Below are 19,096 nucleotides of genomic sequence, written 5' to 3'. Positions count from 1 at the left end.
AACCATGGCCATCAAGAAGAAGCGCTACGCCCTCGTCATCGACTCCAGGAAATGCATCAACTGCAAGGCCTGCGTCGTGGCTTGCAAGGCCGAGAACAAGGTTCCCGTGGGCAACTTCCGGAACCGCATCAACGAGGAGCGGAAGGGCGAGTACCCCAAGCTGAGCATCAACTTCGAGCCTGAGCAGTGCCACCACTGCGCGGATCCCTCCTGCGTCCGCGTGTGCCCCACCGGGGCCTCCTGGCAGCGCAAGGACGGCATCGTCCTCGTGAACTACGACGAATGCATCGGCTGCCGCTACTGCATGGTCGCCTGCCCCTACGACGCCCGCTACTTCAACGAGGAAGAGGGCGTGGTGGACAAGTGCACCTTCTGCAGCCACCGCGTGGACAAGGGCGACATCCCGGCCTGCGTCGAGACCTGCCCCTCCAAGGTGCGCGTCTTCGGCGATCTGGAGGATCCCACCGCCCGGATCCACGAGCTGCTCTCCACGCGGCGCTACCGCGTGAAGGAACCCCAGACGGGCAACGGCCCCCAACTCTATTACCTGCTCTAGGAGGAAGCCATGCACGAGTTCAATTGGGGTCTCCTCATCGTCGTCTACCTGTTCCTGGGTGGCCTTTCCGCGGGGCTGTTCTTCGCCGCGGGCCTGGCGAACTACCTGACCGTCGACGACAAGCCCGTCTACGCCAAGGTCGCCCGCATGGGCGCCCTCCTGGCCCCCTGGCCCGTGGCCATTGGCTCCGGCCTGCTCATCCTCGACCTGGGGAACTGGTACCGCTTCTACAAGCTGTTCCTGCACTTCCGCTGGCAGAGCCCGATGTCCATCGGCTCCTACCTGCTGACCATCTTCACCCTCATCGCCTTCGTCTACCTCTTCGCCTGGCTGAAGGAGGATGAGCGCAAGTGGATCTTCAGCAAGATCCCCGCGACCTGGAAGCAGGTGCATCGTCTGAACGTGGACATCTCCTCCTGGCGCGAGAAGATCGCCATGGTGGGCTTCCCCTTCTCCATCGGCGTGGGCATCTACACCGGCGTGCTGCTGGGCGCCGTCTCGGCCCGGCCGTTCTGGAACACCAACCTGGTGGCCCAGATGTTCCTGTTCTCCGCCCTCTCCAGCGGCTCCGCGGCCCTGCTGCTCGCCATGCTGCTGGACCGGAAGAACCCCATCGAGAAGCACGAGACCAAGTTCCTGGTAACCCTGGATGTGGTGTTCATCTCCCTGGAGCTGTTCATCATCCTGCCCTACATCATCCACGGGCAGCTCTCGTCCCAGGCCGTGAAGGACGCCCTGACCCTCATCCTCGGCGGTCCCTACACCGTGGTCTTCTGGGTGTTCTTCCTCTTCCTGGGCCTCCTGGTGCCCCTGGCCATCGAGGTCTACGAACTCTTCCCCAGCATCTTCAAGGGCCACGAATTCCACGGCAGCCGCCGCATGGCCCTGACCGCCGCGGGCCTCGTGCTCTTCGGAGGCTTCCTGCTCCGCTACATCTTCGTCTACGCTGGCCAGGTGAGCAGCTTCCACCGGATGGGAATGCTGCGCTAGGAAGGATCACCCATGTCGCTCGCGCTCCAGGCAGACCTCGCCCAGATCCTCGCCGAAGCCTTCCTGGAGCCCGACGCCGACCTCAAGGAGGGGCTGAAGCAGCTGCTGGACGGCTGCTCCAGCCCCTCCCTGGCGTCTCCCCTCGGCCGGATGGCGGAGTCCGCCCTCTCCGCGGAGGACCAGCCCGTGGAATACGCCCGGCTGTTCCTCCACGCCAAGGACTCGGACACGGTCCACCTCTTCGAGTCCGTCCAGGCCCGGGGCCACCACATGGCCCCCGAGGTGCTGGAGCCCCTCAAGGCCATCTACGACGAGGCCGACATCAGCCTCCAGGAGGATCTCGGCATCCCGCCCGACCACCTGGGCCTGGAGCTTTCCTGCCTCAGCTACCTCCTGGCCCAGGTGATCGAAGGCGACCTGGCGGAGCGCGACCGGTACGTGGAACTGGCCCAACGCCTGATTCAGAAGCACCTGCGCCCCTTCACGGCGGTGGTGGCCGAACAGCTGCCCCAGGTGCAGGCCCATCCCTACTACCTGGCCGCTTCGGAACTGGCCGCGGCCCTGCTGCCGGAAGCCGAGAAGGCGCTGGCGGAAATCTAGCCAACCCCCTGCTGGACAAAGGCTTGCCCCGCGTCCAGCATGGAGCCATGACTGTCCCCACGACCATCCTCCTGGTGGATGACGAGCCGGGCATCCGGCGGTCCCTGGGCGAAGCCCTCAAGGATGAGGGCTACCACGTGGTGAAGGCCGAGCGGGGCGAGCAGGCCATCGACCTGCTCCACAACCCGGATGGCGAGGGCATCCAGCTCATGCTGCTCGATGTCTGGCTGCCGGGCCAGGACGGCCTGGAGACCCTGAAGCAGGCCAAGCAGATCCGCTCCGACCTGCCCGTGGTGATGATCTCCGGCCACGCCAGCATCGACACGGCCCTCCAGGCCACCAAGCTGGGCGCCTTCGACTTCCTTGAGAAGCCCATCGACCTGGACCGCCTGCTGCTGGTGACCGGCAACGCCCTGCGGCAGTCCCGGCTGGAGCAGGAGAACCAGAGGCTGCACGCCGCGGTGGAGGGCGGGCGCTTCTTCCTGGCGGACAGCCCCGCCATGAAGCGGCTCATGGCCGACGTGGCTCTCGTGGCCCCCACGGAAGGCCGCGTGCTGCTCACCGGCGAGAACGGCAGCGGCAAGGAGGAGGTGGCGCGCCTCATCCACCAGCAGAGCCCCCGCAAGGACGCGCCCTTCGTGGAGGTGAACTGCGCCGCCATCCCCGAGGAGCTCATCGAGAGCGAACTGTTCGGCCACCAGAAGGGCGCCTTCACGGGCGCCGTCCGCGACCAGAAGGGCAAGTTCCGCGAGGCCGACGGCGGGACGCTGTTCCTCGACGAAGTCGGCGACATGTCGCTCAAGACCCAGGCGAAGGTCCTGCGCGCCCTCCAGGAGGGCCGCGTGGAGCCCGTGGGTGGGGGCGGGGCCGTGGGCGTGGACGTGCGCGTCATCGCCGCCACCAACAAGGACCTGGCCGGCGAGATCACCAAGGGTCGCTTCCGCGAGGACCTGTATTTCCGTCTGGCCGTCGTACCCCTGCGCATCCCCCCCCTGCGCGAGCGGCCCGAGGACATCCTGCCGCTGGCGGAGGCGTTCATCAGCCGCATCGGCCGCCAGTACGGGCGTCCGCCCAGGCACCTGGGCCCCGAGGCCAAGGACACCCTCCTGCGCCACGACTGGCCGGGCAACGTGCGCGAGCTGAAGAACCTCATGGAGCGCGCCGTCATCCTGGGGCGCGGCGCCGAGATCGGCCCCCGCGACCTGGGCGCCCTGGCCGCCCGGCATCTGGCCGAGCCCGATCCCTTCTCGTTCCCGGAGTTCCCCAGCCTCAAGGAGGCCCGCGACTGGTTCGAGGCCCAGTACCTGCAGCGGGAAATGAAGCTCCAGAGCGGCAACATGACCCGCGTGGCCGAGCGCGTGGGCGTGGACCGCTCCAACCTCTACAAGCGCCTCAAGGCCCTGGGCATCGAGCCCAGGGAGAGCTAGGCAGCGCGCCATGGCCGAGAAGACGTGGTTCAAGAACTCGCGACCATGTGGGTCGCGGAGCAGGCTCCGGGGGAGCCTGCGGAGCGGGGTCCCCACAGGGAGTGAATCACGACGGTCGGAGGCGGGCCGTGAGTGACAAGAAGTGGTTCAAGATCGGTGAAGCCGCCCTGCTCATCGGCGTCGGTCCCAAGGACCTGCGGTACTGGGAAGACGTCATCCCCGACATCAAGCCCCGGCGCAGCAAGGGCAACCTCCGCTACTACCATGTGGACGAACTGCCCCGCCTGAGGCGCATCAAGGCCTGGCTGGCCGAAGGCCTCACCGTGGCCGACTGCGCGGAGCTTCTGGCCCATGGCCACCTCGTACAGCGCCTCGATCTCGGCCTCGACGCGGAGGAGCTTCCCGCGGCCCCCGCCGTGAAGCCCAAGCCCACGATCCCCCGGCTTCTGCGGACGAGCTCCGACCTCCAGCCCATCCTCAAGTCCGTGCGCGCCCTGTACGAACGGCTGTCCCATCCAGTCAAACCTTGACCTGAGGCCCCACCCGGTCTAGAGTCAATGGTTCACGGCGCGTGGCGCAGCCTGGTAGCGCACTACCTTGGGGTGGTAGGGGTCGGAGGTTCGAATCCTCTCGCGCCGACCAAAACACCAGAAAATGGGGCCCAATCGGGCCCCTTTTTCTGGTGTCTCGATCCTTCAGATCGAGAGGATTCGAACCTCAGGCCGGGGGTGCCCGGTTCGGCAGGCGCCACTCTCCACCTGACGCACCCTCCCCCGGAGGGCGCTCCCGCTCGTTCCTCGCGGAGGTGGAGCCTCTGTGGCGCCGGAGCGAGACCGGCGGCTGGCGCGGCCAGGCGCAGTTCGAATCCGGCCTCGATGGGTCGATCCCAAATGCGGAGCACGGCCCACCTCCGAGTAGGATCGCGGAGACAGTGCGGGATGCGGTCAGGAGCCGAACCCACGGCTGGATATGATGGGGTCCAGCATGGACACCTCAACCCCCGACACCCGCACCGCCCTGCTTCTGGCCGCCCTGGCCTGCTTCGCCGATCACGGGTTCGACGGCACGAGCATGCGCATGATCGCGGAGCGGGCGGGGCGTCCCCTGTCTCTGCTCTCCCACTACTTCGGCAACAAGGAGGGGCTGTACCTGGAGGTGTTCAAGCTCCTCCTGGAAAGCACGGGCCGCCAGGCGGGACCCGCCACTCCGCCCGTGACCCTGGATCCGCAGGACCGGGCCGGGGCCATCCGCCTGCTGCGGGAGCAGATCCACCTCATGTACGAGCAGGGCGCACCGGCCTCGCCCGCACGGCAGCCCATGGAGGAGTGGGGGGCCCGGCTGTGGGTGCAGGAGTTCCGGTCACCCCGGCCCAGCCTCCACCCCCTGTTCCGCCAGTACATCGGGCCGACTGCCGAGGCCATCGCAACCTGTCTCCGCATCCTGCGGCCCGACCTGAACCCGGCCCAGGTCGCCTTCCTCGGCATCACGATCATCGGCCAGGTCGTCGGGCACCGGTCCATGTCCGGCATCAACCGGGTGCTGTGGGGCGACCACCCCCCGTTCGGGAGCCCCTTCCAGGAGGCCGAGCTGCTCGTGGAGTTCTGCCTCCATGGGCTGCAGACCGTCCCCCCACGGTGAAACAGGAAGGCCGGGGAACTCGTCTCCCGGCCTCCAGCTGGCGCAGGGACCTCAGAATCGGTAGAGGAAGCTGGCGTTCACCGTGGGAGAAGTCACCTCAGGCTTGGCGCCGAGCAGCTCGGGCTTGTACTTCCCCTAGACGTACCTGAGCTCGGCCCCGAGGTGGGGGGTGAACCTGTAGCCCACGGCAGCAGCGCCGTGGACTGCATTCGGAGTGTCGCTGTCGCCCATGCCCGGGAGATCCACCTCGAATTTGGCCATGCCGAGGCCGAGCCCGGCCCTGAGGTAGGCTCCCTGGTCGACCTTCCCGGAGAAGAAGTGGTGGTGGTCGGCCCCGAGCTGGAGCATCTGGACCGTGCGCCCGCTCCTGTCGAAGGAGGTGTAGTCCAGGCGAGGAACGATGGCGTGCCCGCCGGAGAAGGCGATCTGCATGAGTGCGCCCAGGCCGTAGCCAAGGGACTTGTCCAGCAGGTCCTTGTCGCAGAGGTCGCCGGTGGGATGGGTCAGGGTGGCTTGGAGGCCGTTCGTCAGGTCCTGGGCTGCGAGCGGGGCGCTGGCCAACGCGGCGGCGGTCAGGCAGAGCGCCAGGGGAAGGCTCGATCTCATGGGAATCTCCTTGCCGCCCCGATGTGGGGCGGGTCTCGGGAACCAGCCGGGCGAGGCCAGGCGGTGTTCATCGGTCCAAGGACCGGCGAACAAATTTAAATTGATAGGTCGATTGACCAATTTGAATATTCTTTTGTAAAACGAAAATGATTGAATATATACTTGATTTAACCAATATTGATCAAATAATAAAAATTAATTCAAATCACTTGCCTTTCTTGTTCGCTTGATCAATTCTACTGTTCGGTCGAACGACTCAGGCCCAACCCCATGACCCCATCCGACACCGCTGTTCCCGCCGACACCCGCGAGGCCCTCCTCGAGGCGGCCCTGGCCTGCTTCGCCAGGTACGGCTACGAGGCCACCTCCATCCGCCTCGTGGCCTCCATGGCCGGGAAGAACGCCTCCCTCATCTCCTACTACTTCAAGGGCAAGGAGGGGATGTACCGGGAGGTCTTCCGGTACCTCCTCGCCCACTTCGCCGCCAAGTCCCCCGATCTCGGCCCGGAGGATGGGGCCGCCTTCCCGGACGGGCGGAGCCGGCTCCGTGCCCACATCCTCTGGGTCCTCCGCGAGGTGGACGCCCACCGGGACGCCTCGGATCCCCTGCGGGAACCGGCCTCGCGGCTGCTGCTGAGTGAGATCCAGTCGCCTCGCCACGAGGTCAAGGACCTCCTCCAGGCCCACCTGGAACCCTTCGTGCGCGAAGGCCGCGCCTGCATCCAGGCCCTGCGCCCCGATCTGCCGCCTGCGGACGTGGACTTCTGGGGGATCACCCTCCACGGCGCCTGCGTGCACCACGCGCTGATGTCAGAGGTCCACCACATGGCCTGGGACTCGGTCGACCCATCCCCTTCCCTCGAAGCCATGGCCGACCGCCTGGCGGATTTTGCTTACCACGGTCTTCAATCCTGCTGATACTGGCGGTCCCGAACCGTTGCCCGGCCACCGCGACCAGATTTTTCTCAGCCCTTCCTGGAGCACCCCCATGCAGACTCCCTATCGAGGCGGAATGATCGTCGTCGCCGGCGCCCTGATGGCAGGTGCGCTGACCATCGGTTGCGGCAAGAAGGAACAGGCGAAGGCCACACCCGAGGTCTCCGTGGTGACCCTGCAGCCGGAAAAGGTCGCGATCACCTCCGAGCTGCCGGGACGGACGTCCGCGTTCCTCGTGGCCGAGGTCCACCCCCAGGTGAACGGCATCGTCCAGCAGCGGCTCTTCACCGAGGGGGCCGACGTGAAGCAGGGCGACGTGCTCTACCAGATCGACCCCAGGCCCTACCAGGCCGCCTACGACACGGCCGCCGCCGCGCTCGCCCGGGCCGAGGCCAACCTGCCCGCCATCCGGAAGCGCGCCGAGCGGTTCAAGGAACTGCTCGCGGTCCACGCCGTGGGCCAGCAGGACTACGATGACGCGGCCGCGGCCCTCAAGCAGTCCGAGGCCGAGGTCCAGTCGCTGAAGGCGGGCGTCGAGTCCGCCCGCATCAACCTCGGCTACACCCGCATCATCGCGCCGATCTCGGGGCGGACGGGCAAGTCCAGCGTGACGCCCGGCGCCCTGGCCGCGGCCTACCAGGGCCCGGCCTTCACCACCATCCAGCAGCTGGACCAGGTCTACGTGGATTCGCCCCAGTCCAGCGCCATCCTGCTCGGCATCCAGCGGAACCTGGCCGCCAACCGCATCAAGGGCAGCGCGGATTCCGCCCGCGTGAAGCTGCTGCTGGAGGACGGCACGCCCTATCCCCAGGCGGGGATCCTGAAGTTCTCGGATGTGACCGTGGATCCCAGCACGGGCTCGCAGCTCCTGCGCATGGTCTTCCCGAATCCTCGCCACATCCTGCTGCCGGGCATGTACGTGCGCGCCATCGTCGAGGAGGGCGTGGCCGAACAGGCCATCCTGGTGCCCCAGCAGGGCGTTACCCGCGATCCCAAGGGGAACGCCATCGCCATGGTGGTGGGCCCGTCCGACAAGATCGAGCAGCGGACCCTCAAGGTGGACCGCGCCATCGGCTCGAAGTGGCTGGTCCTTGAAGGGCTCGCCGCCGGGGACCGCGTGGTCGTGGAAGGCCTGCAGAAGATCCGCCCGGGCACGGCCGTGAAGGTCGTGCCAGCGCCGACCTCCACCTCGGCCCCCGCTCCCGCGGCTGGCAAGTAGAGGAGCCGTCCATGGTCAATTTCTTCATCGACCGGCCGATCTTCGCCTGGGTGGTGGCCATCGTCATGATGCTGGCGGGCCTGCTGGCCATCAAGACCCTGCCCATCTCCCAGTACCCGCCCGTGGCTCCGCCCTCCATCTCCGTGGATGCCTTCTACCCCGGCGCCTCCGCGAAGACCGTGGAGAACACCGTCACCCAGATCATCGAGCAGAAGATGACGGGCCTGGACCGCCTGCTCTACATGTCCGCCTCCAGCGACTCGGCGGGCCACGGCAGCGTCACGCTCACCTTCCAGCCCGGCACCGATCCCGACGCCGCCTGGGCCAAGGTGCAGAACAAGCTGGAGCTGGCCAAGCCCCTGATGCCCCAGGTCGTCCAGCAGATGGGCATCGCCGTCACGAAATCCACCAAGAACATCTTCATGATCCTGTCCATCACCTCGACGGACGGCAGCATGAACGCCGAGGACCTGCGCGACTACCTGGCCTCCAACGTGGAGAACGTCATCAGCCGTGTGGAGGGCGTCGGCGAGGTGCTGTCCTTCGGCACCCAGTACGCCATGCGCATCTGGCTGAACCCGGACAAGATGGTCGGCTACCACATCACCCCCGACGACATCCGGCAGGCCGTGAAGGCCTACAACGCCCAGATCTCCGCCGGCCAGGCGGGCGGCCTGCCGGCCGTCAAGGGCCAGCGCCTGAACGTGACCGTGAACGTGCAGGAGCTCCTCCAGACACCCGAGCAGTTCGCGGCCATCCCCCTGCGCATCAACCCCGACGGCTCCACCATCCGCCTGCGGGACGTGGCCCGAACGGAGCTGGGCACCGAATCCTACGAGAGCGACACGCGGCTCAACGGCCAGCCCGCCGCCGGCATGCTCATCCGCCTCGCCTCCGGCGCCAACGCGCTGGACACCTCGAAGCTCATCAAGGCCAAGCTCAACGAGCTCTCCCCCTATTTCCCGCCGGGCGTGAAGGTCGACTACCCCTACGAGACCACCCCCTTCGTGTCCGTGGCCATCAACGAAGTCGTGAAGACCCTCATCGAGGCCGTGATCCTCGTCTTCCTGGTGATGCTGCTCTTCCTGGGGAACTTCCGCGCCACCCTGATCCCCACCATCGCCGTCCCCGTGGTGCTCCTGGGCACCTTCGCCATCCTCCAGTACGTGGGCATGTCCATCAACATGCTCACCATGTTCGCCATGGTGCTGGCCATCGGCCTGCTGGTGGACGACGCCATCGTCGTGGTGGAGAACGTCGAGCGCATCATGCACGAGGAGGGCCTGCCGCCCCTGGCGGCCACCCGGAAGTCCATGGGCCAGATCACCAGCGCCCTGGTGGGCATCGGCCTGGTGCTGTCCGCCGTGTTCGGCCCCATGGCCTTCTTCGGCGGGTCCACGGGCATCATCTTCCGCCAGTTCTCCTTCACCCTCATCACCGCCATGATGCTCTCCGTGGTGGTGGCCCTGGTCCTCACGCCCTCCCTCTGCGTCACCTTCCTGAAGCCTGTCGAGAAGGGCCACGAGGCCGCCGAGAAGGGGTGGAAGGTCACGCGCCCCTTCTTCCTCTGGTTCGACCGGGCCTACTACAAGCTGAACCACATCTTCGTGGGCCAGCTGGAGCGCGTGCTCTCCAAGTGGGGCCGCTACGTCGTCATCTACGGCGTGATCGTGGCCGGCATGGGGGTCCTCTTCATGCGCCTGCCCACCGCCTTCCTGCCCGAGGAGGACCAGGGCATCATCATGACCCTCGTCCAGCTCCCCGCCGGATCCACGCTGGAGCAGACCCAGAAGGTCTTGTCCGAGGTCCAGCACTACTTCCAGGACGATGAGAAGGAGGCGGTCGCCTCCTGCCTGACCGTGGGCGGGTTCAGCGTGGCCGGCCGCGGCCAGAACAACGGCATGGCCTTCGTCAAGCTCAAGGACTGGCACCTCCGGGACCGCTCCGAGCTGAAGGCGGAGGCCGTCATCCGACGGGCCATGCGCACCTTCTCCTCGCGCCGGGACTCCATGGTCTTCGCCGTGGCGCCTCCCGCCATCCTGGAGCTCGGCAACGCCACGGGCTTCGACTTCCAGCTGCAGGACCGCGCGGGCGTCGGCCACGCCAAGCTCATGGAGGCCCGCAACCAGCTGCTGGGCCTGACGGCGCAGGATCCCAACCTCAAGGCCGTGCGCCCCAACGGGCTGGACGACCAGCCCGAGTACAACGTCAAGCTCAACCAGGACCGGGCCGGCGCGCTGGGCGTTCCCCTGCCGGTCATCAGCGATACCCTCGCCAGCGCCTGGGGCGGCTCCTACGTGAACGACTTCATCAACCGCGGCCGGGTCAAGCGCGTCTACATGCAGGCCGACGCGCCCTTCCGCATGCAGCTGGAGGACCTGAACAAGCTCTACGTCAGGAACACCGCCGGCGCGATGGTCCCGTTCTCGGCCTTCTCCGCCGGGGAATGGAGCTACGGATCCCCCAACCTCCAGCGCTACAACAGCTTCCCATCCGTGAACATCCAGGGCGAGCCCGCGGCGGGCAAGAGCACCGGCGACGCCATGCTGGCCATGGAATCGCTCGCCAAGAAGCTCCCCGCCGGCATCGGCTTCGAGTGGACGGGCCTCTCCTACCAGGAACGGCAGGCGGGCGCCCAGGCTCCGGCCCTCTACGCGGTCTCGATCCTAGTGATCTTCCTGTGCCTCGCGGCCCTCTACGAGAGCTGGACGATCCCCTTCTCGATCCTGCTGATCCTGCCCCTGGGGATCTTCGGCGCCGTCCTGGCCACCTGGTCGCGGGGCATGTCCAGCGACGTCTACTTCCAGATCGGCCTGCTGACCACCCTGGGCCTCACCGCCAAGAACGCCATCCTCATCGTGCAGTTCGCCGAGGAGCAGATCGCCCAGGGCGCCGGCCTCTTCGAGGCGGCCATGGAAGCCTCCCGCCTGCGGCTCCGGCCCATCCTGATGACCTCCCTGGCCTTCACTTTCGGCGTGCTGCCCATGGCCCTCACCCGGGGCGCGGGCGCGGCGGCCCAGAACGCCATCGGGACCGGTGTGGTCGGCGGCATGCTGTCGGCCACCTTCATCGCCATCTTCTACATCCCCCTGTCCTTCCTCCTGGTGAGTCAGCTGTTCAGGAAGAAGGGCCAGGAGCCCGCCCCGGCCCAGGCCGCGGTTTCCGAGGAGGGGCAGCCATGATGTCGCCCAAAGCCTGGCCCAGCCTTCCCACCGCTCTGGCCCTCGCCTTGGCCATGTCCGGCTGCGTCTCCATGGCCCCGAGGTACCGGACGCCCGAGCCGCCCGTGCCGAAAGCCTGGCCGGAGGGCCCCGCCTACAAGGGCGCCACTGCCCCGGGCCAGCCGGCCGCGGACCTCCCCTGGCAGGCCTTCTTCGCGGACGAGCGGCTGCGGAAGGTGCTCGACCTCGCCCTGCGCAACAACCGGGACCTCCGGATCGCGGCCCTGAGCACCGAGAAGGCGCGGGCCTACTACCGGATCCAGCGGGCCGAGCTGCTCCCCACGGTCAACGCGGTCGGCTACGGCACCCGCCAGCGGCTGCCCGCCAGCGTCTCCGGCACCGGCCAGCGCATCGTGGCCGAGCAGTACGCCGCCAACGTGGGCATCAGCGCCTGGGAACTGGATTTCTTCGGGCGTGTCCGAAGCCTCAAGAACCGGGCCCTGGAGCAGTACCTCGCCACGGAGCAGGCCCGCAACAGCGCCCAGGTCTCCCTGCTGGCGGAAGTGGCCAACGTCTACCTCGCCCTCGCCGCGGATCGCGAGAGCCTGAAGCTCGCCCAGGAGACCCTCGCGAACCAGGAGGCGGCCTACCGGATCGTCCGCCGGCAGTACGAGGTGGGCGTCGTCTCCGAGATCGACTCGTACCGTGCCCAGGTGAGCGTGGAGACCGCGCGGGGCGACATGGCCCGGTACACCCGCACCGTGGCCATGGACCAGAACGCGCTGCAGCTCCTGGTGGGCTCGTCGGTGCCCGCGGAATGGCTGCCCGACGCCCTGAGCAGCGTGACCGCCCTGACCGACGTCGCCCCGGACCTGCCCTCCGAGGTGCTGGCCCGCCGGCCGGACATCCTCATGGCCGAGAACCAGCTCAAGGCCGCCAATGCCAACATCGGCGCGGCCCGGGCGGCCTTCTTCCCCCGGATCTCCCTCACCACGAACCTCGGCACCATGGACCGCCAGCTCTCCGGGCTGTTCCAGTCCGGCTCCGACGCCTGGACCTTCTCGCCCCAGATCGTCCTCCCGATCTTCGACACGGGCGCGCGGCGGGCCAACCTCAAGGCGGCGAACGCCGACCGCGACATCGCCTTGGCCCAGTACGAGAAGGCCATCCAGGTGGCCTTCCGGGAAGTGGCCGACGCCCTGGCCCAGCGGGGCACCCTCGACGACCAGCTGGCGGCGCAGGAATCGCTCACGCAGGCCCTCGAGGGCACCTATCGCCTCGCCCAGGCCCGCTACACCGCGGGCATCGACGGCTACCTGGGGGTCCTGGACGCCCAGCGGTCCACCTACGCCGCGCAACAGGGCCTCATCGCCCTCCGGCAGGCCAGGTATGGCAACCTCGTCAGCCTCTACAAGGTCCTGGGCGGGGGCTGGGACCGCCCCGGCCGACCCGCGCCCGCGCCTGCGAAGGCCCCCGCAGCGCCAGGCTCCTGACCTGACGCGTCGAGTTCCAGGCCCTGCGGTGGCCCCTCCGGGCAGGCCTGGCTGCGGCCCAGCTCCGCCTCGCGGATGGCCTGGGCGGCGGCGTGGCTGGAGTCAGACGCGAGGATGGTGCCTTCGGAGCTGGCGAGGCGCACCGCCACGCCGTGGTCGTACCCGCTGGGCTGGCGGGTGATCATGGGGCAGGAGGCCGGGTCAATGGCCTCTCACCATCGGCACGAAGCGCACCGGCAGCACCCCCTGGCGCCTCAGCCCCGTGGCCGTCTTCCGCAGCAGGTACAGCTCCTGGGCCCCCCACTGGGAACCCACGGGGATGATCATGCGGCCACCCACCTTGAGCTGGTCCACCAGCGCCCTGGGCACGTCTTCGGGCGCGCAGGTGACGATGATGGCGTCGAAGGGCGCCGCCTCGGGCCAGCCAAGGTAGCCGTCCCCGGCGCGGACCTTCACATTGGTGTAGCCGAGCCGCTTCAGGTCGGCCTCGGCACGCTGGGCCAGGGGCTCCACGATCTCCATGGTGTAGACCTCGGCCACCAGGCCCGCCAGCACGGCGGCTTGGTACCCCGACCCTGTGCCGATCTCCAGCACCCGGTCTTCGGGCCGCGGCGCCAGCGCCGCCGTCATGAAAGCCACGATGTAGGGCTGGGAGATGGTCTGGCCGTAGCCGATGGCCAGGGGCCAGTCCTCGTAGGCCTGGCCGCGCTGGGCGGCCGGGACGAATTCGTGCCGGGGCACCCGGCCCATGGCTTCGAGCACCCGGGGATCGGCCACGCCCCGGGCCACGATCTGCTCGCGCACCATGCGCATCCGGGCCTGCGCGAGCACCGCATCCGCCACCGGAGCAGCGGGCCGGGCGGGTTCCGGGTCACAGCCTCCGAGGGTCAGCATCAAGGTCACTCCCAGATGCCATCGCATGGTTCGAAGGTACCCCGTACGGGGGTCTGCGCCAGCGCGCATCCCGGGCAGGCCCGGGATGCGCGTAGGGCAATAGCTTGGCATCAGCCGAGGGTGAGCTCGAGCTGCCCGGCCAGGCCGCCGGTCCAGCTCCGCAGGCGCCAGGCCAGGATCAGGGCCTTGGCCTTCGCGGCCCCCGGGAAGGCCTGGCTGAAGGTCACGGCGGTCACCTGCCCGGAGGCGTCCACCTTGAGCTCCAGGTCCGTGGCGGAGGGAAGTCCCGCCAGCGCCGCCGCCAGGGCCGGGTCCATCAGCCGGGCCTCCAGCTCGCCCCTCAGGTGCCGAGGATCCGAGGTCCCCGTGAGGCCCGAGAAGGCCAGGATCCGGAGCCGGGGCGCGGCCTTGGCCTCCTTGGCCCGCTCGCGCCGGGACTGATCCTGGGCCACGACTCCCGCCGCCGCGGCGGCAGGCGCCTCCAGGGACATCATCCGCGGCGCCGGGGCGTAGGCCATGGCCTTGGTCGCCGCGCCGCCCATGCTGCCCACGGCCGCGTCGGACACGCCTTCGGGCAGCGGCAGGGGCTGGGTGACGGTGGTGGACGTGCCGTTCGCATTGCGCACCTGGGTGTCCACCGCCACGAAGGAGGTGTAGGCCGTCAGCAGGTGGTAGGCCAGGCCCAGCCGCGTCACCTCGGCCTTGCGACCTTCGTCCGCGCCGAACTGGTCGTAGTCCGACAGGGCCTGGATGCGCTGGCGCGCCCAGAGCTGGCGCAGGGCGCCGTGGTCGCGGTCCTTCACCTTCCCCACGTCGAAGGTCTGGCTCCAGGGGCCGGCGGCGGTCATGCCCGACAGCGTGACCGTGCCCTTGGCCTCGCCGGCCCACTTGCCCAGGCAGATGACAGGCCGGTCCGCCAGCACATCGGGAAGCTGCAGGGGCTCGAGGTCCTGGATGCGGAACCCGTTCGTGGTGAGCTTCACGTTCGTGAGCACCGGCGACGACACGTAGGCGCGGAAGCGCTCCGCCTCGGCCGCGGCCTGCTCGGGCCTGGTGATGACGAAGGCCTCGCCCTGTCCCGCGTGGGCCATGCCTTCGATGAGGTGGCGGTTCACGGAGCTGCCGATGCCGAAGGCGAAGAGGTTGGCGGCGCCCAGGTTCTTGCGGATGAGGTCGAAGACCTGGCCGTCGGCGCTGATGTAGCCGTCCGTGGAGACCACGAAGGTGCGCGAGATGCCGGGCACCCGGGGCAGGCCCAGGGCCTTGCGCAGCGCACTGCCCAGCTCCGTGCCGCCGCCGCCGTGCTGGGAGCCCACGAAGGCGAGGGCCTGCGCGGTGGCCTCGGGCGTGGCGTGCTGCGACCCCTTGGGCGACCAGAAGGCCGAGGTGCCCTCGAAGACCATCACGTTGAAGAGGTCCTGGGGCCGCAGGCCCTGGATCATCTCCTTCATGAGCACCTTGGAGACTTCGATGGGGAAGCCCATCTGGCTGCCGGAGACGTCCATGATGAAGACGTACTCGCGGGGCGGCAGGTCCTTCGGCGTGACGCGCTTGGGCGGCTGGGCCATGAGCAGGAAGGTGTTCTCGTCCTTGCCCTGGTTGAGCAGCAGCCCCGATTGCACGGCATTTCCCGCCAGCTGGTACTTCACGATGACGTCGCGGTTGCCGCCGTGGGCTTCGGAGGGATCCAGCCGCAGCGTGGCGTCCGCCTTGCCGTCGTAGGCGATGGAGGTCTTGTGCGTGTCGCAGGCCATGCGCTGGATGGGCAGGCCCGCGGACAGCTTCACCTCCAGGTCGAAGGTGGTGGCGGGCTTCTCGCCAGCGTGGGTGTAGGGGTTGGCCACCCACGCTTCGCCGGTGGAGGAATCCGTACCGGCCTTCCCGGCATACCGCGGTCCCACCACCGTGGGATACACGAAGCTGTAGGTGCCGTCCGTGGGCACCAGCAGCTCGGTGTAGCGGAGCTCCACGCGGATCTCGTCGCCGGGCAGGATGTTCGCCACGTTCATCTGGAAGACGTTGGGCCGGTGCTGCTCCAGCAGGGAGGCGCTGCGGCCCTCCTGCTTGGCCCGCTCGTAGTCGGCCCGGGCCTGGCCGCGCTCCTTGATCTGGGCCTTCAGCACCCGCTCGCCGATGCGCATGGTCATCCCGTAGACCGCCGAGCGCGTGGAGCCCGGAAACACGTAGAGGGCCTCCAGGGGCTTCGTGCCCGTGTTGCGGTAGACCTGGGTCACCGTCACGTCGGCGATGACACCGGCGATGGCCACCTTGGCGGAGGTGGATTTCAGCGGCAGCTGGTCCAGGGCGGCATCCTCACCCTTCACGAAGAAGTAGGGCGAGAGGGTCCGGTCCGCGGAGGCCTCGCCCTGGGGGTCGGGCCGGAAGGCCAAGGGGTGCATGGGACGGCTGCGGGCGCAGGCCAGGGGCGTCAGCCCGGTCCAGCAGGCGAGCATGAGGGCGGTGGCGCGGTGCGACATGGGATCCTCCCGGTGACCGCGCGTCGGCGCGGTTCAGGAGGGAATGCCGCCGCCCCCAGGTCCCTTTCACCGATCCGGATCTTTTTTCTCGGAGGGGAAGATCCGCGCCCGGAAACCCGCCAGGGGGCCGGCTTCCGGCAGCTTCGCGGGGTCCGCGACCGGATGGGCCAGCGCGTAGAGGTCCAGGGCATCCCCCGCCTTCAGGCGCACCAGGTAGCGGCGCTGCGCCTCCCGGACTTCCTGGAGCGCCACGGCGCGATCCTGGAGGACTTCCACACCCCCGCCCCCGCGCCTGAGGAGCCACACCTGCGTCTGCGGCGGAGCGGTCACGGTCACCAGGGTGGTACCGTCCGCCTGGGGTGTGAGGGTCCAGGTGGGAACCGCCAGGGCCGTGGCTCCGCTGGACCAGCCCTCGGCCTTGGCCAGCTTCGCGGCTTTGGCCCGAGCCAGGTTCGGAGCCTGGGGCGCGGCGGACAGGGCCTCCGTCACCGCCTGCGGAGCAAGGCGATCCTGCGGAGCCAGGCGATCCGGCGGGGCCGCGACCGCCCCCTGGGCACGGTCCTGGACCACCGGGACCGGCCGTGGGGCAGGTGCGGCTACCGGCACTGGTACTGGCACCGGCACCGGTACAGGCACGGGTGGGGGCGGCGGGGCCGCGGGCGCGGAGGCGGAGGCGGAGGAGATGCCGGCGGAGATGCCGGCGGCCGGCGGGGGCGCGGCCTCCTGCGCGGGAGCTTTCTGGGGGTTTGGCGGGGTCTGGGCCGGGGCGCGTCGCTCGAGCCTGGATCCAGCGGCCGGTTCCGCGGGCGCCTCCGGAGCAGCCTCGAAGGACAGGGCCTTCGGGCTCGCGGGCGCCTGCCGAACCGAAGGTGGCGCCTGCTGGGCCGGGGTCGGCGCCTGCTGGGCCGGAGGTGGGGTCTGGGGGTTCCGCAGCCAGGTCAGGCCCGCCAGGGAGGCCATCAGCACCCCGGCCGCCGTGCCGAGCACGCCGGGCCGCCGCCAGAAGGGCACGACCTTCGCCGAAGCTGGATTCCGGGCCGGGTTCGGGGCCGCGAGGGCGGCGAGCACCTGGGCCCGCGCGGCGGGATCCGCCAGCAGCTCCCGCAGGGCCTCCTCGTCGGCCAGGGCGTCGAAGAGGTCCTGGTGCGCCAGGGCGGCCTCGAACAGGGTGCGGCGCTCCTCGGCGGTGAGGGTGCCGGTGGCGTACCCGCCCAGGAGCTTCTCGGCCGTGGCGCGCTTCATGACGCCCCCCTTCCCGGCCCTTCCCACCGGCCGCCCAGGGCTTCGAGCAGCTGCTTCCGGCAGCGGTGGTCCCAGGTGTAGACGGTGTTGAGCGTGGCGGCGCCCAGCAGGCCCTGAATCTCGGGGAAGCTGCGCCCCTCCAGCTTCAGCCGGAACAGCTCGCGGCAGCGCTCGCCGAGGCTGGCGATGCCGCCCATGAGACGGGTGAGCAGCTCCTTCCGCTCCAGCATGGCCGCGGGATCCGGCGCGTCCGAGGCGGGCGGGAAGGTATCCACGTCCACGGCGTCGAACTCGCCCCGGCGGGCCGCCTTGCGGAAGTGGGCCCCCAGCTTGAAGCGCAGGATCTGGAAGGCCAGGGGGACCAGGTCCTCCGCCCGCTCCAGATGGCCGTACTTCGTGTGGATGAGCACCAGCACCTCCTGCGCCAGGTCCTCCGCATGGGCGCCTGCACCCCGGGATGCCGCGAAGGCGACGATCCTTTCACGGAGGCGGGCCAGGACCTCAGACCGCCCCGGCACCGCCGCGTCCCCCGCCTCCCCGTCGGGGATCGGGAGGGCGGAAGTCATCGGGAGGTCGGGATCCATGGCGGGGATGGGGCGCGCTCCATCCTGGCAGGAAAACTGCCAAGACTGATTGGCCGGCAAGATAGAATACGCGCTGGTCCTAATCTAAGCATGGCCCGTCCCACCTCACGCCGAGAACCCCATGCCCCTGGCACTGTCCATCTTCCTGGTCCTCCTCGCCTCCCTCCTCTCCGGGGTGCTGGGCGCCCTGGTGGCGGGCCTGTGGTACCGGCGGCGGCCCCGGGCGGGGGGTCCCGTCGATCCCGACTGCCAGCACCAGCTGGAGGCCCTGGCCCGGGCCCGGGAGGCCAGCGAACGGGCGAACGCCGAGCTTCGGCGGGCGCTGGACCAGCTGGAACGCACGGCCGCCACGGATCGCCTCACCGGAACCTGGAACCGCCGCTGGCTCGAGGACGGCGCCGCCCAGCTCATCGCCGCGGCCGGCCGCGGCGATGCGCCCATCAGCCTCATCCTGTACGACCTGGACCACTTCAAGCGCGTGAACGACTCCTTCGGCCACGAAGTGGGCGATGAGGTGCTCAGGTCCGTCACGGAGGCCGTCCGCGGCCAGCTGCGCGCCTCGGACGCGCTGGCCCGCTGGGGCGGCGAGGAGTTCATCGCGCTCTGCCCGGCCACCACCCTGGCGGGGGCCACCATCCTGGCCGAGAAGATCCGCCAGGCCGTGGAGGCCCGCGTCACCCCGCAGGTCGGCGTGGTGACCATCAGCCTGGGCGTGGCCCAGCGCCAGGAGAAGGAACCCCTGGAAGGCTGGATCCGCCGCGCCGACGAGGCCCTCTACCGGGCCAAGGCCCGGGGCCGGAACCAGACCGAGGCCTCCCTGGAGGTGGGCGTGGCCGCCGGGGAAGACCGGCCATCGTTCCTGGCCCTCGTCTGGGACCCGGCCCTGGCCTGCGGCGAGGCCCTGATCGACCACCAGCACCAGGAGCTCTACCGCCTCTCCAACGCCCTCCTGGCCTCCATCAACCAGGGCCGGTATCCCGAGGAGACCAAGCTCCACATGCAGCTCCTCATCGCCCACGTGGCCCAGCATTTCCACGACGAGGAGGCCATCCTGATCCGGGTGGGGTATCCGAAATTCACCGCCCACGCCCAGGAGCACGGCCGCCTCCTCGCCAAGGCCAAGGTCCTCCAGCAGCAGATGGGAGGCGACAGCACGGACCTTCCGGCCATCCTCGGGTTCCTGGCCCTCGACCTGGTCAAGGGGCACATCCTCGGCTCGGACCGGGACTTCTACAAATACCTGGCCCAGGACTGACGCCCCCGCCCGGCGGGT

At 69.1% G+C, this 19,096-nt stretch carries 17 protein-coding genes and 1 tRNA gene; 12 read left to right on the top strand and 6 right to left on the bottom strand.

Annotated features, from left to right (window positions below; all coding sequences use genetic code 11):
- Positions 1 to 4: 4 nt before the first annotated feature.
- From ML539_RS01635 to ML539_RS01605, 7 genes are all read left to right on the top strand, one after another.
- On the top strand, positions 5 to 556 hold the full coding sequence (locus tag ML539_RS01635; RefSeq protein WP_243286571.1) for a 4Fe-4S dicluster domain-containing protein: 552 nt from the start codon (positions 5 to 7) through the stop codon (positions 554 to 556).
- Between the two features lie 9 nt (positions 557 to 565).
- Positions 566 to 1,546 (top strand): NrfD/PsrC family molybdoenzyme membrane anchor subunit, encoded by a 981-nt coding sequence (nrfD, locus tag ML539_RS01630; RefSeq protein WP_243320034.1) that lies wholly within the window; start codon positions 566 to 568, stop codon positions 1,544 to 1,546.
- A 12-nt stretch (positions 1,547 to 1,558) separates the two neighbouring features.
- Entirely contained in the window at positions 1,559 to 2,146 is a 588-nt protein-coding gene (locus ML539_RS01625; RefSeq protein ID WP_243320032.1) for a molecular chaperone TorD family protein, read from the top strand.
- Positions 2,147 to 2,193: 47 nt separating this feature from the next.
- A complete protein-coding gene (locus ML539_RS01620) occupies positions 2,194 to 3,573 on the top strand; it encodes a sigma-54 dependent transcriptional regulator (protein WP_243320030.1) in 1,380 nt (459 codons plus the stop codon).
- 128 nt (positions 3,574 to 3,701) lie between these two features.
- The gene (locus ML539_RS01615) at positions 3,702 to 4,103 is read left to right on the top strand and encodes a MerR family transcriptional regulator (RefSeq protein WP_243320029.1); all 402 of its coding nucleotides are present in this window, start codon (positions 3,702 to 3,704) and stop codon (positions 4,101 to 4,103) included.
- Between the two features lie 35 nt (positions 4,104 to 4,138).
- Positions 4,139 to 4,215: transfer RNA gene (locus ML539_RS01610), tRNA-Pro, on the top strand.
- 342 nt (positions 4,216 to 4,557) lie between these two features.
- Complete coding sequence (locus ML539_RS01605; RefSeq protein WP_243320027.1) at positions 4,558 to 5,211, top strand: TetR/AcrR family transcriptional regulator; 654 nt, start codon at positions 4,558 to 4,560, stop codon at positions 5,209 to 5,211.
- Between the two features lie 135 nt (positions 5,212 to 5,346).
- Here the strand turns inward: ML539_RS01605 and ML539_RS01600 are convergent, their stop codons facing one another.
- Positions 5,347 to 5,817 carry an outer membrane beta-barrel protein gene (locus tag ML539_RS01600; protein WP_243320025.1) on the bottom strand — a complete coding sequence of 157 codons (471 nt, stop codon included), beginning with the start codon at positions 5,815 to 5,817 and terminating at the stop codon, positions 5,347 to 5,349.
- A gap of 270 nt (positions 5,818 to 6,087) precedes the next feature.
- Between ML539_RS01600 and ML539_RS01595 the strand changes: the two genes are divergently transcribed.
- From ML539_RS01595 to adeC, 4 genes are all read left to right on the top strand, one after another.
- Positions 6,088 to 6,735, top strand: a complete 648-nt coding sequence (locus tag ML539_RS01595; RefSeq protein ID WP_243320022.1) for a TetR/AcrR family transcriptional regulator — start codon at positions 6,088 to 6,090, stop codon at positions 6,733 to 6,735.
- A 70-nt stretch (positions 6,736 to 6,805) separates the two neighbouring features.
- Positions 6,806 to 7,972, top strand: coding sequence for an efflux RND transporter periplasmic adaptor subunit (locus ML539_RS01590; protein WP_347710727.1), 1,167 nt, complete (start codon positions 6,806 to 6,808; stop codon positions 7,970 to 7,972).
- An 11-nt stretch (positions 7,973 to 7,983) separates the two neighbouring features.
- A complete protein-coding gene (locus tag ML539_RS01585) occupies positions 7,984 to 11,154 on the top strand; it encodes an efflux RND transporter permease subunit (protein ID WP_243320018.1) in 3,171 nt (1,056 codons plus the stop codon).
- Positions 11,151 to 12,626, top strand: coding sequence for an AdeC/AdeK/OprM family multidrug efflux complex outer membrane factor (adeC, locus tag ML539_RS01580; protein WP_279341420.1), 1,476 nt, complete (start codon positions 11,151 to 11,153; stop codon positions 12,624 to 12,626). The genes ML539_RS01585 and adeC overlap by 4 nt, the downstream gene beginning before the upstream one ends.
- Here the strand turns inward: adeC and ML539_RS01575 are convergent.
- The 5 genes from ML539_RS01575 to ML539_RS01555 all read right to left on the bottom strand — a co-directional run bounded on the left by ML539_RS01575 (position 12,542) and on the right by ML539_RS01555 (position 17,823).
- Positions 12,542 to 12,811, bottom strand: coding sequence for a hypothetical protein (locus tag ML539_RS01575; protein ID WP_243320016.1), 270 nt, complete (start codon positions 12,809 to 12,811; stop codon positions 12,542 to 12,544). The two genes, adeC and ML539_RS01575, sit on opposite strands and share 85 nt — an antisense overlap.
- A 16-nt stretch (positions 12,812 to 12,827) precedes the next feature.
- Positions 12,828 to 13,439, bottom strand: a complete 612-nt coding sequence (locus tag ML539_RS01570) for a protein-L-isoaspartate(D-aspartate) O-methyltransferase (protein WP_347710735.1) — start codon at positions 13,437 to 13,439, stop codon at positions 12,828 to 12,830.
- Between the two features lie 191 nt (positions 13,440 to 13,630).
- On the bottom strand, positions 13,631 to 15,997 hold the full coding sequence (locus ML539_RS01565; RefSeq protein WP_243320013.1) for a VIT and VWA domain-containing protein: 2,367 nt from the start codon (positions 15,995 to 15,997) through the stop codon (positions 13,631 to 13,633).
- 66 nt (positions 15,998 to 16,063) lie between these two features.
- Positions 16,064 to 17,239 (bottom strand): hypothetical protein, encoded by a 1,176-nt coding sequence (locus ML539_RS01560; RefSeq protein ID WP_243320011.1) that lies wholly within the window; start codon positions 17,237 to 17,239, stop codon positions 16,064 to 16,066.
- Entirely contained in the window at positions 17,236 to 17,823 is a 588-nt protein-coding gene (locus tag ML539_RS01555) for an RNA polymerase sigma factor (protein WP_243320009.1), read from the bottom strand. Before ML539_RS01555 ends, ML539_RS01560 begins: the two co-directional genes overlap by 4 nt.
- A 121-nt stretch (positions 17,824 to 17,944) precedes the next feature.
- Here ML539_RS01555 and ML539_RS01550 point away from each other — a divergent pair, with 121 nt between their 5' ends.
- Positions 17,945 to 19,078 carry a diguanylate cyclase gene (locus ML539_RS01550; RefSeq protein WP_243320007.1) on the top strand — a complete coding sequence of 378 codons (1,134 nt, stop codon included), beginning with the start codon at positions 17,945 to 17,947 and terminating at the stop codon, positions 19,076 to 19,078.
- The last annotated feature ends 18 nt before the right edge of the window (positions 19,079 to 19,096 follow it).

Origin of the sequence: Geothrix sp. SG200 (genome assembly GCF_022808935.1) — a bacterium.
GTDB lineage: Bacteria > Acidobacteriota > Holophagae > Holophagales > Holophagaceae > Geothrix > Geothrix alkalitolerans.
The sequence above is the reverse complement of the archived record's forward strand: the minus strand, read 5'-3'. Positions and strand labels throughout refer to the sequence as shown.

Coding starts and splice junctions, on each gene's coding strand:
- ML539_RS01620 (WP_243320030.1), top strand. CDS start 2,194: ATGACTGTCCCCACGACCATCCTCCTGGTGGATGACGAGCCGGGCATC.
- ML539_RS01600 (WP_243320025.1), bottom strand. CDS start 5,817: ATGAGATCGAGCCTTCCCCTGGCGCTCTGCCTGACCGCCGCCGCGTTG.
- nrfD (WP_243320034.1), top strand. CDS start 566: ATGCACGAGTTCAATTGGGGTCTCCTCATCGTCGTCTACCTGTTCCTG.
- ML539_RS01560 (WP_243320011.1), bottom strand. CDS start 17,239: ATGAAGCGCGCCACGGCCGAGAAGCTCCTGGGCGGGTACGCCACCGGC.
- ML539_RS01625 (WP_243320032.1), top strand. CDS start 1,559: ATGTCGCTCGCGCTCCAGGCAGACCTCGCCCAGATCCTCGCCGAAGCC.
- ML539_RS01570 (WP_347710735.1), bottom strand. CDS start 13,439: ATGCGCATGGTGCGCGAGCAGATCGTGGCCCGGGGCGTGGCCGATCCC.
- ML539_RS01550 (WP_243320007.1), top strand. CDS start 17,945: ATGCCCCTGGCACTGTCCATCTTCCTGGTCCTCCTCGCCTCCCTCCTC.
- ML539_RS01605 (WP_243320027.1), top strand. CDS start 4,558: ATGGACACCTCAACCCCCGACACCCGCACCGCCCTGCTTCTGGCCGCC.
- adeC (WP_279341420.1), top strand. CDS start 11,151: ATGATGTCGCCCAAAGCCTGGCCCAGCCTTCCCACCGCTCTGGCCCTC.
- ML539_RS01585 (WP_243320018.1), top strand. CDS start 7,984: ATGGTCAATTTCTTCATCGACCGGCCGATCTTCGCCTGGGTGGTGGCC.
- ML539_RS01590 (WP_347710727.1), top strand. CDS start 6,806: ATGCAGACTCCCTATCGAGGCGGAATGATCGTCGTCGCCGGCGCCCTG.
- ML539_RS01575 (WP_243320016.1), bottom strand. CDS start 12,811: ATGATCACCCGCCAGCCCAGCGGGTACGACCACGGCGTGGCGGTGCGC.
- ML539_RS01595 (WP_243320022.1), top strand. CDS start 6,088: ATGACCCCATCCGACACCGCTGTTCCCGCCGACACCCGCGAGGCCCTC.
- ML539_RS01635 (WP_243286571.1), top strand. CDS start 5: ATGGCCATCAAGAAGAAGCGCTACGCCCTCGTCATCGACTCCAGGAAA.
- ML539_RS01555 (WP_243320009.1), bottom strand. CDS start 17,823: ATGGATCCCGACCTCCCGATGACTTCCGCCCTCCCGATCCCCGACGGG.
- ML539_RS01565 (WP_243320013.1), bottom strand. CDS start 15,997: ATGTCGCACCGCGCCACCGCCCTCATGCTCGCCTGCTGGACCGGGCTG.